The 12644-nt window shown below is 67.9% G+C and carries 11 protein-coding genes; 7 read left to right on the top strand and 4 right to left on the bottom strand.

Translation table 11 applies throughout. From position 1 onward, the window contains the following. Positions 1–841 (bottom strand): PRC-barrel domain-containing protein (locus J9611_RS20245; protein WP_211882892.1); only part of this gene is annotated, 841 nt, incomplete at its 3' end. 823 nt (positions 842–1664) lie between these two features. Here J9611_RS20245 and J9611_RS20240 point away from each other — a divergent pair. Beyond that, the gene (locus tag J9611_RS20240) at positions 1665–2831 is read left to right on the top strand and encodes a GGDEF domain-containing protein (RefSeq protein ID WP_211882891.1); all 1167 of its coding nucleotides are present in this window, start codon (positions 1665–1667) and stop codon (positions 2829–2831) included. Between the two features lie 37 nt (positions 2832–2868). On the opposite strand, the gene pgm is transcribed toward J9611_RS20240, so the two are convergent. Next, positions 2869–4542, bottom strand: coding sequence for a phosphoglucomutase (alpha-D-glucose-1,6-bisphosphate-dependent) (pgm, locus tag J9611_RS20235; protein ID WP_211882890.1), 1674 nt, complete (start codon positions 4540–4542; stop codon positions 2869–2871). A 131-nt stretch (positions 4543–4673) separates the two neighbouring features. Here pgm and J9611_RS20230 point away from each other — a divergent pair, with 131 nt between their 5' ends. Beyond that, positions 4674–5327: a DUF4190 domain-containing protein gene (locus J9611_RS20230; protein ID WP_211882889.1), complete on the top strand. Its 654-nt coding sequence runs from the start codon at positions 4674–4676 to the stop codon at positions 5325–5327. A 284-nt stretch (positions 5328–5611) separates the two neighbouring features. Here the strand turns inward: J9611_RS20230 and J9611_RS20225 are convergent, their stop codons facing one another. Next, positions 5612–7066 carry an amidase gene (locus J9611_RS20225; protein ID WP_211882888.1) on the bottom strand — a complete coding sequence of 485 codons (1455 nt, stop codon included), beginning with the start codon at positions 7064–7066 and terminating at the stop codon, positions 5612–5614. A 306-nt stretch (positions 7067–7372) separates the two neighbouring features. Here J9611_RS20225 and J9611_RS20220 point away from each other — a divergent pair, with 306 nt between their 5' ends. From J9611_RS20220 to J9611_RS20210, 3 genes are all read left to right on the top strand, one after another. Next, complete coding sequence (locus J9611_RS20220) at positions 7373–7699, top strand: rhodanese-like domain-containing protein (protein WP_211882887.1); 327 nt, start codon at positions 7373–7375, stop codon at positions 7697–7699. Between the two features lie 18 nt (positions 7700–7717). Next, positions 7718–8698, top strand: a complete 981-nt coding sequence (gene pheA, locus J9611_RS20215; protein ID WP_211882885.1) for a prephenate dehydratase — start codon at positions 7718–7720, stop codon at positions 8696–8698. 92 nt (positions 8699–8790) lie between these two features. Next, on the top strand, positions 8791–9027 hold the full coding sequence (locus tag J9611_RS20210) for a hypothetical protein (RefSeq protein WP_211882883.1): 237 nt from the start codon (positions 8791–8793) through the stop codon (positions 9025–9027). On the opposite strand, the gene J9611_RS20205 is transcribed toward J9611_RS20210, so the two are convergent. Beyond that, on the bottom strand, positions 9024–10088 hold the full coding sequence (locus tag J9611_RS20205; protein WP_211882881.1) for a diacylglycerol/lipid kinase family protein: 1065 nt from the start codon (positions 10086–10088) through the stop codon (positions 9024–9026). The two genes, J9611_RS20210 and J9611_RS20205, sit on opposite strands and share 4 nt — an antisense overlap. A gap of 76 nt (positions 10089–10164) precedes the next feature. Between J9611_RS20205 and serS the strand changes: the two genes are divergently transcribed. Continuing rightward, positions 10165–11445: a serine--tRNA ligase gene (gene serS / locus J9611_RS20200; RefSeq protein WP_211882880.1), complete on the top strand. Its 1281-nt coding sequence runs from the start codon at positions 10165–10167 to the stop codon at positions 11443–11445. A 175-nt stretch (positions 11446–11620) separates the two neighbouring features. After that, on the top strand, positions 11621–12469 hold the full coding sequence (locus J9611_RS20195; protein WP_211882878.1) for an HAD family hydrolase: 849 nt from the start codon (positions 11621–11623) through the stop codon (positions 12467–12469). The last annotated feature ends 175 nt before the right edge of the window (positions 12470–12644 follow it).

The raw sequence follows: 12644 nt of genomic DNA, 5'->3' as shown, positions 1-12644 counted from the left end.
CGGTGGCGTCGCGTTGTCCGGTGGGCGCGGTGGCGTCGCGTTGTCCGGTGGGCGCGGTGGCGTCGCGTTGTCCGGTGGGCGCGGTGGCGTCGCGTTGTCCGGTGGGCGCGGTGGCGTCGTATCCGGTGGTGCGGGTGGTGTCGCGTTGTCCGGTGGGCGCGGTGGCGTCGTATCCGGTGGTGCGGGTGGTGTCGCGTTGTCCGGTGGGGGTCCTGGCGTCGTCCGTGGCGGGTGCGGTGGTGTCGCGTTGTCCGGTGGGGGTCCTGGCGTCGTCCGTGGCGGGCGCGGTGGTGTAGCGGGGCGCGGTGGCGTCGTATCCGGTGGTACGGGTGGTGTCGGGTGCGTCGTTGCGGTCGCTTCCGGTGGTGTCGCGTTGTCCGGTGGGGGTCATGGCGTCGTCCGTGGTGGGCGCGGTGGCGTCGTATCCGGTGGTGCGGGTGGCGTCGCGTGCGTCGTATCTGTGCGTGCCGGGGGCGGCGGTGGAAGCTGCGCTATCTGTAGCCGCTTCGGTGTAGGTGCGTCCGCTGTCGAGCTGGTAGTGCTGGTAGAGCCGGCCTTCCTCGGCAGGCTCCAGGGGCCGATCGGCGTCGATCCGGGGCGCGTCCTTGACCTGGTTCTTGCTGTAAGGGACGACGATGTCATTGCCCTCTGTCCGGGCACCTTGAAGGGGCACGAAGGATTCGGACATTCCGAACAAGCCCGTCCTGACGGTCATCCAGCTGGGCTGTCCGTCATCGTTGTCCACGAAGACCTGGCCGATGGAGCCGATCTTTTCTCCGTCCTCCGAAAGGACATTTGCGCCTTGGCTGAGCAGGCGATCGATTTGTTCGGCGGTGAGCATGACGTCTCCTTGGATCTCATAGGTTGGAATAGCGCGTCCGATCGGGTGCCCTTGATGGACCACCTGACCGGTACCGGGCAGGACGCTTTGATGCTGACCGGTGCTTTGGAGGCGTCCGCGGCGCTGCGAACTGCCCGGAGGGGGGCGCCCCGCCGAAAGAGCCCAGTATCAGGCTCTTCACAGACGAGGCCGTCACGGGGCTGATGTTCGCCATGACGGTGCCGGGCCGGGACGCGATGATCGCAGCCGGCGGCGCGCTCACCGGATTTCGTCCGAAGACGAACCGCAGCACTGACAGGACGAGCATGTCGTAGAAGATTTTGGAAATGCTGGCACCCGCAACCGGTGAGGACTGGCCGGGTGCTTTGTTGGTGCTGCCGAGCTTCACCCCAGGGCCGAGACCCTCTTGATGCACCGGCTGGGTCCGGGTTCTGCGCTTCAACTTCGTGAGCGGCGCCCGGACGGCGAAGGCGACCAGGAACTGGGGAATGAACGTTTTCATTACCGCCAGTCCGGCTTGGATCCGGTGGAGAATATCCAAAGTATGCGCTGCCATTCGATCAGGAGGCTGGGACCGGTCCCGTCGCGCAGGGAGGTCGTCCCGCGCCGTTTTTCGTGTTATACCATGAACGCCGCTTTATTAGGAAGCCCCCTTATGAATGACCGGGATGCACTCATCATCGCCCTGCAGGCGGTCCGGATGCGGATAGGTGACATCGTGAACCGGCGCCATGGTTTTGGTTGCCGGGGTGCCATACTGAGGTCAATTGCGATGCTGGGTCGATTGGAATCGGGCCATTGATTGTGGACCGGGGGTCACGCCATGCTGCTGGACACATCGACGCTTCGTGTGGCGTTGGCTGTGGTCGACCTGACACTTCTGCTGCTCTTCTACTTCATCACGTACCGGCGGACGCGTTCCGCCTACAGCGGCTGGTGGTGCGTGGCCCTGCTGCTTTTCCTGGCCGGCAACGCGGCGTATCTGCTGGACGGCACGGTCCACCAGGTGTGGGCCAACCCCTCGGGCAACGTGCTGCTCGTGTCGGGAGCGGCCAGCATCTGGGCCGGCGCCCGTTCGCTGCGGACGGCCGCTCCGCGCAGCTGGGTCCTCGCCGTCGCTCCCGCGATCACCGCCGTGGCGTCCGTGCTGGACCACCCGGCCACCAACATCTGGGCGGGCGGGCCCGCATACCTCGTCTTCATGGGCACGCTGGTCGGCCTGGGCTGCAGGGAGCTGTTCGCGCTGGACCGCGACTTTTCGCACGCGCACCGCACGCTCGCCGTCGGCTCGGGGATCCTTGCCGTGTACTATTTCGGCCGGTTCATCGCCTTCGTCACCGACGGGCCCGCGGGTCCGGTGTTCGGCTCCGTCTTCGGATCGGTGACCACCACTGTCTTTTCGGCCGTGATCCTGATGGTGGCGTCCTTCACCATGGCCGAGCTGAGCTACGAGCAGCAGACGCAGGACCTCCGCTCCCGCGCCACCGTGGACGGCCTGACCGGGCTGCTCAACCGCACGGCGTTCATGGACCTCGCCGCGGACGAACTGCGCCGGCTCAACCTGGCCAGGACGCCCACATCACTCATCCTGGCCGACCTGGACCATTTCAAGACCATCAATGACGAGTTCGGGCACTCCGCGGGAGACACCGCACTGCAGGCCTTCGCGGACGCCTGCACGGCCACCGTGCGCTCCACCGACCTCGTGGGCCGCTACGGAGGGGAGGAATTCATCCTGCTCCTGCCGGGTGTGAGGCCCGAGCGCGCCAGCGAAATCGCTGCCGACATCAGCCGCCGGCTCCATTCCCGCCAGCCAGAGGTGGTTCCGCGCCTGCCCACCGTAAGCTACGGCATCGCCTCGACGGCTGCCGGCCGCGCGGACCTTGAGGCGCTGGCCACTTCCGCGGACGCGGCCCTCTACCGGGCGAAAACCCTCGGGCGGAACCGCTCCGTGCTGGCCACGAGTCTCCTCGAGGAAAAAACAGCCTGAAGGCGGTCCCCCCGTGGGGTGGCGCTGGCCCGTGGCGTCAGGAAATGACCCCGTCCACCAGTGCCTTGGCCTCGGCCTGGACCAGCTTGAGGTGCTCCGCGCCCTTGAAGGACTCGGCGTAGATCTTGTAGACGTCTTCGGTACCGGAGGGCCGGGCCGCGAACCAGGCATTCTCGGTGACCACCTTCAGCCCGCCGATGGCCGCGCCATTGCCGGGTGCTTCGGTCAGCTTGGCCGTGATGGTCTCGCCTGCCAGCTCCGTGGCGGTGACGTCCGACGCCGAGAGCTTGCCGAGGGCCGCCTTCTGCTCGCGGGTGGCCGCGGCATCGATCCGGGCGTAGACCGGGTCGCCGAACTGGTCGGTGAGGCCCTTGTAGAGCTGCGACGGCGACTTGCCGGTCACAGCGGTGATCTCGGACGCCAGCAACGCCAGCAGGATGCCGTCCTTGTCCGTGGTCCACACGCTGCCGTCCTTCCTGTTGAAGGACGCGCCGGCGGATTCCTCGCCGCCGAAGGCCCCTTCGCCGGAAAGGAGCCCGGGAACGAACCACTTGAAACCGACCGGGACCTCCACGAGCTTGCGGCCCAGGCTTTCGGCCACGCGGTCGATGATCGAAGAGGACACCAGGGTCTTGCCGATCACTGACTGCGGATTCCAGCCGGTCCGGTGGCGGTAGAGGTAATCGATCGCGACGGCCAGGTAGTGGTTCGGGTTCATCAGCCCGCCCTGTCCATCAACAAAAGGTGTCACAATGCCGTGGCGGTCCGCGTCGGCGTCGTTACCGGTCGCGATGTCGAACGCCGTCTTGCCGGAACCGGCGTCGGACATCCGGTTGATCAGCGACGCCATGGCCGAGGGTGAGGAGCAGTCCATCCGGATCTTCTCGTCCCAGTCCAGGGTCATGAAGGCCCACTGCGGGTCCACGGTGGGGTTCACGACGGTCAGGTCGAGGTGGTGGCGTTCGCCGATTTCGCCCCAGTAGTCCACGGAGGCGCCGCCCATGGGGTCCGCGCCGATCCGGACGCCAGCCTCACGGATGGCGTCGAGGTCCAGCACCGAGGGGAGGTCGTCGACGTAGCTGCTGAGGAAGTCGAACTTGCCGGTGGTTGCGGCGCTGAGGGCGTCGGCGATCGGGATGCGCTTGACGCCCCGCAGTCCGTTCTCGAGGAGCTCGTTGGCGCGGTTGGCGATCCAGCCGGTGGCATCCGAGTCCGCGGGTCCGCCGTGCGGGGGGTTGTACTTGAAGCCGCCGTCGCCGGGCGGGTTGTGGCTGGGGGTGACGACAATGCCGTCGGCCTGCGGTGCCCCGGCCGGAGAGTTGTTGTTGTGCGTGAGGATGGCGTGGCTCAGGGACGGGGTGGGGGTGTAGCCGTGGCGCGCGTCGATCAGCACGTGCACGCCGTTGGCCGCGAGCACCTCCAGGGCCGAGTTCTGGGCCGGTTCGCTGAGCGCATGGGTGTCCTTGGCCAGGTACAGGGGACCGGTGATGCCCTGGCCCGCACGGTATTCCACGATCGCCTGGGTGATCGCGAGGATGTGCGGTTCGTTGAAGGACGCCTTGAGGCTCGTGCCGCGGTGCCCCGAGGTGCCGAACGCCACCCGTTGCCCGGGGTCGCCGAGGTCCGGCGAAACGTCGTAATACGCATCCAGGAGCGCAGTGAGGTCAACAAGATCTTGGGATTGGGCAACAGTGCCCGCGCGGCTAGCCATGGCACCAGCATGCCAGACGACGGCGGACCGCAGCATGATTTGGCCTGAATCCGGCCCCTGTGACGGAGAATGTCCTGCCCTCCGGAGCCCGGCGGCGGTAGTCTTGACCCACCGACTCCAAGGGGATTTCGATGACCGATCAGCCGCATTCCGGCAGTAATTCCGGCGACGACAACGCCGCAGGGGACCAGGCGCCGGGCGGCCACCGGCCGCCGTCGGATCTTCCGCCGCAGGGATCAGGGGTTCCGCCCGCACAGACTCCGCAGGCAGCGCCGCACTTCCAGGAGCCGCACTTCCAAGAGCCGGGCTACGGCTGGCAGAAGGAACAGCACGAACAGCAGGAACAGCAGGAACAGCACGAACAGCCGGCGGCCGGCTACGGCCAGCCCGACAGTCCCTACGGCACCGCATACGGTGTCCCGTTCGGCGCCCCCGGCCAGCCTCCGTATGGCGCCCCGGGCCAGCAGTACGGCCAGCCGGGCAGCCCGTACAACGGCTACGGCCAGCCGGCCTACTACGGCATGCCGCCCGCGCCCAAGAGCCTGAGCATCGCCAGCCTGTGCTGCGGCGTTGCCACGTTTCTCGGGTTCGGGTTCTTCCTCCTGCCGCAGATCGCCGCCGTCGTGCTGGGGCACATGGCACTGATGCGGGAGCCGAGCGGCCGGGGCATGGCCATCGCGGGCCTTGTGTTGGGCTACGTGGCGATCGCACTCACGGTCCTGGCCATTGCGTTGTTGTTCCTGCTCGTTGCCGGCAGCGCAAGGTACAGCGGCTACCGGGCGTAGGAACGACGGCGGCGGCCTCTGACGGCAATGCAGACCGGCGCCTTCGCGTGCCTGGTCCCCGGAGGCTTGGAGAGGCATGCCGGGGCGCGCGGAGCTCGGATTGCCGCCGCCGATCCCGTGAGCCGCTGACCGCCCCCACCCGGGGGGACATGCCCAGTCCTTGGCCCCGCTGATGGGCATGGTGGCATTATGCCCGGCGGTGGCGGCCAGGGGAGGGCATGTCCGGAGGCCGCGGGCGGGCGCAAGGCGGGCGGGTGCAAGGTTGGCGGTCGGCTTCGGGCACGCTAGAAACCCAGCTGGGCGGCCAGCTGCAGCAGCAGCGCCTCGGACCCCGTCCGCCCGACCAGCTGGATGCCCATCGGCAGACCGGCGCCCTTCACGCCCCCGGTCCAGTGCACCGGGAGGCTGATCGCCGGCAGCCCGCACACGTTCACCATCGAGGACCACGGCGCGTATTCACACTGCTTGCGGTAGTCGTCGTCGGCGTCTCCCATCCACTCGGCCGCCGGCCAGTAGCCGCCGCCGTGGGCCGCCCCGGTGAACCAGCCCACCGGGCGGGGGGTCTGCGCCAGCGCGGGCGTCAGGATGAGGTCCCAGGCGGAGTACTGGGCGATCGTGTCCCGCCGGAACTGGCGCAGGAACCCGAGCGCGTCGCCGAGCCCGGCCGGGCTGCGCAGCTGCGCACGCCGCCGGAACGTCCGCGTCAGCGGGGTCAGCAGCGCCTCGCGCTGCGGAGCGATCCGGGCACTTCCGATGCCGGCGGTCCAGGCCGTGGTGAACGCGTCCGGGTAGCGGTTGTCGTAGCGGATGGCGGCTTCCGTGGTTTCGTGGCCGGCCGTTTCCAGCAGCCTGATGCCTTCGGCCAGGGCATCGAGTGCCGCGCCGTCCGGGACAAAGGGGAAGGTTTTCTTCCACGGGCTGTCCAGGCTGACCCCGATCCGGAGCCGGTGCGGTTCCCGGGCGGTCTGTTCAAGGTAGCCCGGCGCAGGCGTCCCGGGGATCCCGGGCACGAGCGCGTCAAGCAGCAGGGCGGCATCCGCGGCGGAGCGGGCCAGCGGACCCGCGACCACCAGCCCGGCTGGATCTCCGGTGCTTTCTCCCGCAGGCACCAGTCCCCGGCCGGGCTTCAGCCCCACCAGGCCGCAGGCCGCGGCCGGAATGCGGACCGATCCGCCGCCGTCGCTCCCGGGCGCGAACGGCACCAGCCCCGCCGCCACAGCGGCAGCGCTGCCGCCCGAGGAGCCTCCCGAACTGCGGCTGAGCGCGTACGGGTTGCGCGAGGGAGGCGCGATCCGGTTTTCGCTGTACGCCGTCAGCCCGAACTCCGGAACCTGCGTCTTGCCCAGCGATACGGCGCCGGCACCCTTGAGCGCGGCCGCCAGGGCGCCGTCGGCCAGTGCGGGCCTGCGCTCGAGGGCGGCACTGCCGTGGGTGGTGACGACACCGGCGACGTCCGTCAGGTCCTTGAAGGCGACCGGCATGCCGTGCAGCAGCGGCAGGCCGGTCCCGTTCCTGACTCGGGTCCCGTCCCCGGCCCGGGCGGCGCGGGCATGGGAATCGTCGGCCGCGGCAGCATCCTGCAGGGCCTGCTCCGCCGTGACCGTGATGAACGCGCCAAGGTGCGGGTTTCCGGCGTCGATCCGCTCCAAATAGTGGCCGGCCGCCTGGCGCGCCGAGAGTTCGCCCGAGCGCAGGGCATCGCGCAATTGGACGGCCGAGAGTTCGTGGATCTCAGCCAAGGAAGCGCTCCGGGTGTTCCCTCGCGGCGCCCCGCACCGGGGGACATGCCCAGTCCCCGGCCCCGCTGGTGGACATAGTGGCATCATGTCCAGCCCTGGGATCAAGGGGAGGGCATGTCCGTGGGCGGCGGGTCGGCTCAAGCATGGCGTGCCGCTCCGCTGCCATCGAATTTCCCCTCACCCTGCTGATCACTGTGCTGATCACTGTGCTGAATTCCTGAAGCGTAACGTGCCGGTTGGTAGGGCCCGGCGCGGCAGCTGGCGATACGCTGGAGGCAGAACCCAGATTTCCCGGAAAGGACTTCCATGAGCGACACCGAAACCGTGAAAGTATCCGAGGTCCCTGACGGGGCCACGATCCTGGACGTCCGTGAGGACTACGAATGGGTCGCGGGGCACGCCGAGGGCGCCCTGCATATTCCCCTGGACCAGCTTCCGGCCCGCATCGGCGACCTCGATCCGGATGAGGACCTCTACGTCATCTGCCGCACCGGCGGCCGGTCGTTCCGGGGCGCCCAGTGGCTCGTGGGCCAGGGGTACTCCGCAGTGAACGTGGCCGGCGGCATGGACCAATGGCTCGAAAACGGAATGCCGCTGGTGTCCGACAACGGACTCAAGCCAGTCATCCTGTAACCAAAGAAAGTAGAGCCGATGCCCGCAGCAACCGTCACCTACACCTTCCTCGGGCCGGAAGGCACCTTCACCGAGGCGGCACTGATGCAGGTCCCGGACGCGGCGGACGCCATCCGCATCCCCTCCTCGAACGTGAACACGGCGCTGGACAAGGTCCGGGACGGTTCGGCGGACGCGGCCATGGTGCCGATTGAAAATTCCGTCGAGGGCGGCGTGACGGCGACCCTTGACGCCATCGCCACCGGTCCGGAGCTGCGGATCCTCCGCGAGGCCCTCGTGCCGATCAGCTTTGTCCTCGTGGCCAGGCCGGGCGTGCGGATCGGGGATATCCGCCGCATCTCCACCCACGGCCACGCCTGGGCCCAGTGCCGGCTGTGGGTTGACGCGCATATTCCCGGCGTGGAATACATTCCGGGTTCCTCCACGGCGGCGGCGGCGATGGGGCTGCTGGCGGACGGTGCCACCTATGACGCCGCGATTTGCGCCCCGATCGTGGCCACCGAGCAGCCTGGCCTGGCCGTGCTGGCAGAAAACATCGGCGACAACCCCGGCGCCGTCACCCGTTTCGTGCTCGTGGGCCGGCCGGGCGCCCTGCCCGGGCGGACCGGCTCGGACAAGACCACCGTGGTGGTGCCGCTGCCCAAGGACCGGCCGGGCGCGCTGATGGAGATCCTGGACCAGTTCGCCACCCGCGGCGTGAACCTGAGCCGGATCGAGTCCCGGCCCACCGGCCAGTATCTGGGGCACTACTTCTTCAGCATCGACGCGGACGGCCATGTTGCCGATGCCAGGGTGGCGGACGCCCTCGCGGGCCTGCACCGGATCAGCCCGGCGACCCGGTTCCTGGGTTCCTACGGCCGCGCCGACGGCCACCGGACGAACGTGGCGCCGCATACTTCGGACCAGGCATTCCGGTCCGCGCATGCGTGGGTCAAAGATATTCTCGCCGGCACATGGGTGGCCCCGGAATATGTGCCGGAAGCTTCGCCCACAGCGTAGTCGAATGGCATCCGCGGCACTTCCGCCCCCCGGAAACTGTGCGTATGCTTGCCTGATCCATTGGGGATAACCTCTACCGGAGGGAGCAGGTCATGTCAGGCACCAGCATAGAAAATGACGGCCAGGGAATGATTGTCAATCCCAAGCCGACTGCTGAAAACCAGGACTGGGACGGCGACGACGCCGACCGTGCGGACCGGCTGCGCTTCGAAGAGGAACAGGCGATGATCCGTGAGCAGTCCGAGGCCCGCGCCGCCAAGGCTGCCGCTGAAGCGAAGAAGTCCGCCGACGCGAAGAACGAAGCTGTGAAGAAGGCAGCCAGCGCCTAGTCCGTTTCGGTGCCGTCCTTCACGCGGATCAGCAGCGAGCCCGGTGCCACCTGGATAGTGACCTCCGTGGCTTCGCCGGAGGGGTCGCCGTCGAGCTGGGTGGGCATGGGCTCCGCGCACCGGATGGTGATCTTGCCGGAGCGGTAGTAGCTCATCACCGGCAAGTTCCTCTTGTGCTTCAGCAGGATCTTCCAGTACATCGCCAGCCAGCCGATCGCGCTGCGCGGGCTCATCACCACCACGTCAAGCATGCCGTCATCGATCATGGCCTGCGGGATGAAATCGATTCCGCCGGGGATCAGCCCGCAGTTCGCGAACAGTACGCTGCGGATCTTCCGGGTCTGCTCTGGCTGGTCGTCCAGCGCAATGGAGACCTTTTTGCGGCGCCCGGGCAGGTGCCGGACGCCGGCCTCGGTGTAGGCCAGCCAGCCGACGGCCTTCTTCAGCCCGTCGTTCGTGTCGCCGACGACTTCGGCATCCATCCCGATGCCCGCTATCACCAGGAAGGTGTGTTCGGTGGACCCTCCGGTCCGTGAATTCTCCACCCTCATGCGCGCCGTATCGATGAAGCGCTGGTGCCCGAACAGGGCCGTCTGGACATTGCCGGGCAGGTCGTACACGTCCAGATGGACGTTGCGGGCCAGCAGGTTGCCGGTGCCCAGCGGGATCAGGCCCATGGCGGTGTCCGTGCCCGCGAGGACTTCCGCCACGACGCGCACGGTGCCGTCGCCGCCGCCCGCCAGGACGACGTCGGCCCCGTAGCCCAGGGCTTGCCGGGCCTGCGAGAATCCGGGGTCCTCGGCCGTGGTGTCAAAGAAGCGGGGCCGTTCCCACCCGGCCTCGAGGCACGCATCCTCGATGAGTGCCCGGGCCTCGGCCGATTTGGCTTTGATCGGGTTCAGGACGACGGCGACTTTCTGCCGCCCCAGCCCGGGACTGTGCGTTTCTTCCCAGACCGCGCTGCGGATGTGCCGGGCCTTCAGCCGGCGCACCCCCCACCAGCTGGAGGCGGCAAAGGCCAGGACTCCGGCGATGATGAGGTACAGCAGCCAGTCGCTCATGGTGCTCCAACACTATCCCGCCGTTGCCCGGCCCCGGATTGCCGGGGATGGCTGCCGGATTGGATAGTCTTGTCCCGTGATCGACGTAAAAGACCTCAGCGAAAATCCGGGCAAGTTCCGGGCCAGCCAGCGCGCCCGCGGCGCCGATGACTCCGTGGTGGACGCGATCATCGCAGCGGACTCGGCCCGGCGCGCGGCGCTGATCCGCTTCGAGAACCTCAGGGCCGAGCAGAACGCCTACGGCAAGAAAGTCGCGCAGGCCAAGGGCGAGGAGAAGCAGGCGCTGCTCGCCGAGGTCAAGGTCCTTGCGGCTTCGGTCAAGGCCGCCTCAGCGGAGGCCGACGTCGTGCAGGCCGCGCACGAGGAACTGCTCCGGGTGATCCCCAACCTGATCGAGGACGGCGTCCCGGCCGGCGGCGAGGACGACTACATCGTGGTGAAGACTGTCGGCACGCCCCGCGAGTTCACCGACTTTGAACCCCGCGACCACCTGGAGATCGGCGAGCTGATCGGCGCCATCGACATGGAGCGCGGCGCCAAAGTCTCCGGCTCACGCTTCTATTTCCTGCGCGGCGTGGGCGCCCGCCTCGAAATGGCGCTGCTGCAGATGGCCATGGAGCAGGCCATCGACGCCGGCTTCGTGCCGATGATCACCCCCACGCTGGTCCGCCCCGAGATCATGCAGGGCACCGGTTTCGACGTCAAGCACGACGCCGAAATCTACCGTCTCGCCGAAGACGACCTTTACCTTGTGGGCACCTCGGAAGTGTCCCTGGCCGGCTACCACTCGGACGAGATCCTGGACCTCTCCGCCGGGCCCATACGCTTCGCCGGGCAGAGCTCCTGCTACCGTCGCGAGGCCGGTTCCCATGGCAAGGACACCCGCGGCATCATCCGGGTCCACCAGTTCAACAAGGTGGAGATGTTCGTCTACACCACGGTGGAGGAGGCTGCCGCAGAGCACGCCCGGCTCCTCGCCTGGGAAGAGGAAATGCTGGCCGGGTGCGAATTGCCGTACCGCGTGATCGACACCGCCGCCGGCGACCTGGGCAATTCCGCCGCCCGGAAGTTCGACTGCGAGGCCTGGGTCCCGACGCAGGGCGCCTACCGCGAGCTGACCTCCACGTCCAACTGCACGACGTTCCAGGCCCGCCGCCTGAACATCCGCGAACGTGTCTTCAGCGAGGACGGCGCGCCCAAGGGAACGCGGACCGTGGCGACCCTCAACGGCACCCTGGCCACCACCCGCTGGATCGTGGCGATCCTGGAGCACCACCAGAACCCGGACGGCTCCGTCAACATCCCCGCCGCGCTGCAAAAGTACCTCGGCGGAATGACCGTCTTCCCGGTGCTCTAAGATCCCGGCTCTGATTCCGCAGGACTTCCCTAACTATGCGATTCCCCGCCGACGCCCCGTAGCCGCCGGGTAAACACCCACAGCCGTGGATAAGCCGTGAGTGTTTACTGCATGTTCATGCCCTGCTGTGGCGTGCATCCTAGCGGCTGACCGGGGTGTCTGTTCTACTTGTGAGATGACAACATTGACTGAAACCTCAGTCGCTGGCAACGATGACCAGCGAAGCACCAACGAAAAGATGATGATCGCCCTGGACGTCGACGGGACCCTTGTGGACCACGACGGACACATGTCGGCTCCCGTCCGCGAAGCCGCCCAGGCTGTCGTGGCCGCCGGACACGAGGTCATGATCGCCACGGGCCGCTCACTCAACGCGACGCTGCCTATCATCGAGCACATCGGCATCGAAAACGGGTACGCCGTGTGCTCCAACGGGGGTGTGACCCTGCGCATAGACTCCAGCCTCTCCATCGGCTACGAGGTCATCCACAAGGCAACGTTTGATCCGGGTCCGGCGCTCCGCGCCCTGCGCAAGAGGCTGCCCACCGCCAAGTACGCGCTCGAGGACGGGGACGGCAACTTCCTTTCCACCGAACGCTTCCAGGACTCCAGCTTCGGCGTGGAGGCCGTCGGCGTCGACTTCCAGACGATGCTGGAGGCCACCGCCGTGCGCGTAGTGGTGTTCAGTTCGGAGAACACCCCGGAGGAATTCAATGCGGCCATCCGCCACGTCGGCCTCGCCGGAGTGACCTACTCGGTGGGCTGGACGGCGTGGCTGGACATTGCCGCCGCCGGTGTCACGAAGGCCAGCGCCCTGGAGCACCTCCGCGCGCGTCTGAGCATTGAGATGCACCGCACTGTCGCCGTCGGCGACGGCCGCAACGACATCGAGATGCTCACCTGGGCCGCCCGCGGTGTGGCCATGGGCCAGGCCCCCGAGGAAGTCATCGCCGCCGCGGACGAGGTCACCCACTCCGTTTACGACGACGGCGCCGCCCACGTGCTGCGCAGCATCCTCCGGTAGGAACCCGGGCGCCGTTCCGGGCCCAGGTCCAAGCCCCGTACCCGGGACGGGGCCGGGCCCTAGGACTGCGCTGAACAATTTGGGTGGTTTAAGGCGCGCCTGCTGGACTTCGCGCAGTGGTCCTTAAGACTGGGTGTATGCAAGGAATTGAGGCGGCCCAGCGCGGATATTTGGA

The sequence above is a fragment of the Pseudarthrobacter albicanus genome (assembly GCF_018224015.1).
Lineage (GTDB): Bacteria > Actinomycetota > Actinomycetes > Actinomycetales > Micrococcaceae > Arthrobacter > Arthrobacter albicanus.
The sequence above is the reverse complement of the archived record's forward strand: the minus strand, read 5'-3'. Positions and strand labels throughout refer to the sequence as shown.

Coding starts and splice junctions, on each gene's coding strand:
- J9611_RS20195 (WP_211882878.1), top strand. CDS start 11,621: ATGACAACATTGACTGAAACCTCAGTCGCTGGCAACGATGACCAGCGA.
- pgm (WP_211882890.1), bottom strand. CDS start 4,542: ATGGCTAGCCGCGCGGGCACTGTTGCCCAATCCCAAGATCTTGTTGAC.
- J9611_RS20210 (WP_211882883.1), top strand. CDS start 8,791: ATGTCAGGCACCAGCATAGAAAATGACGGCCAGGGAATGATTGTCAAT.
- J9611_RS20220 (WP_211882887.1), top strand. CDS start 7,373: ATGAGCGACACCGAAACCGTGAAAGTATCCGAGGTCCCTGACGGGGCC.
- J9611_RS20230 (WP_211882889.1), top strand. CDS start 4,674: ATGACCGATCAGCCGCATTCCGGCAGTAATTCCGGCGACGACAACGCC.
- J9611_RS20240 (WP_211882891.1), top strand. CDS start 1,665: ATGCTGCTGGACACATCGACGCTTCGTGTGGCGTTGGCTGTGGTCGAC.
- pheA (WP_211882885.1), top strand. CDS start 7,718: ATGCCCGCAGCAACCGTCACCTACACCTTCCTCGGGCCGGAAGGCACC.
- J9611_RS20205 (WP_211882881.1), bottom strand. CDS start 10,088: ATGAGCGACTGGCTGCTGTACCTCATCATCGCCGGAGTCCTGGCCTTT.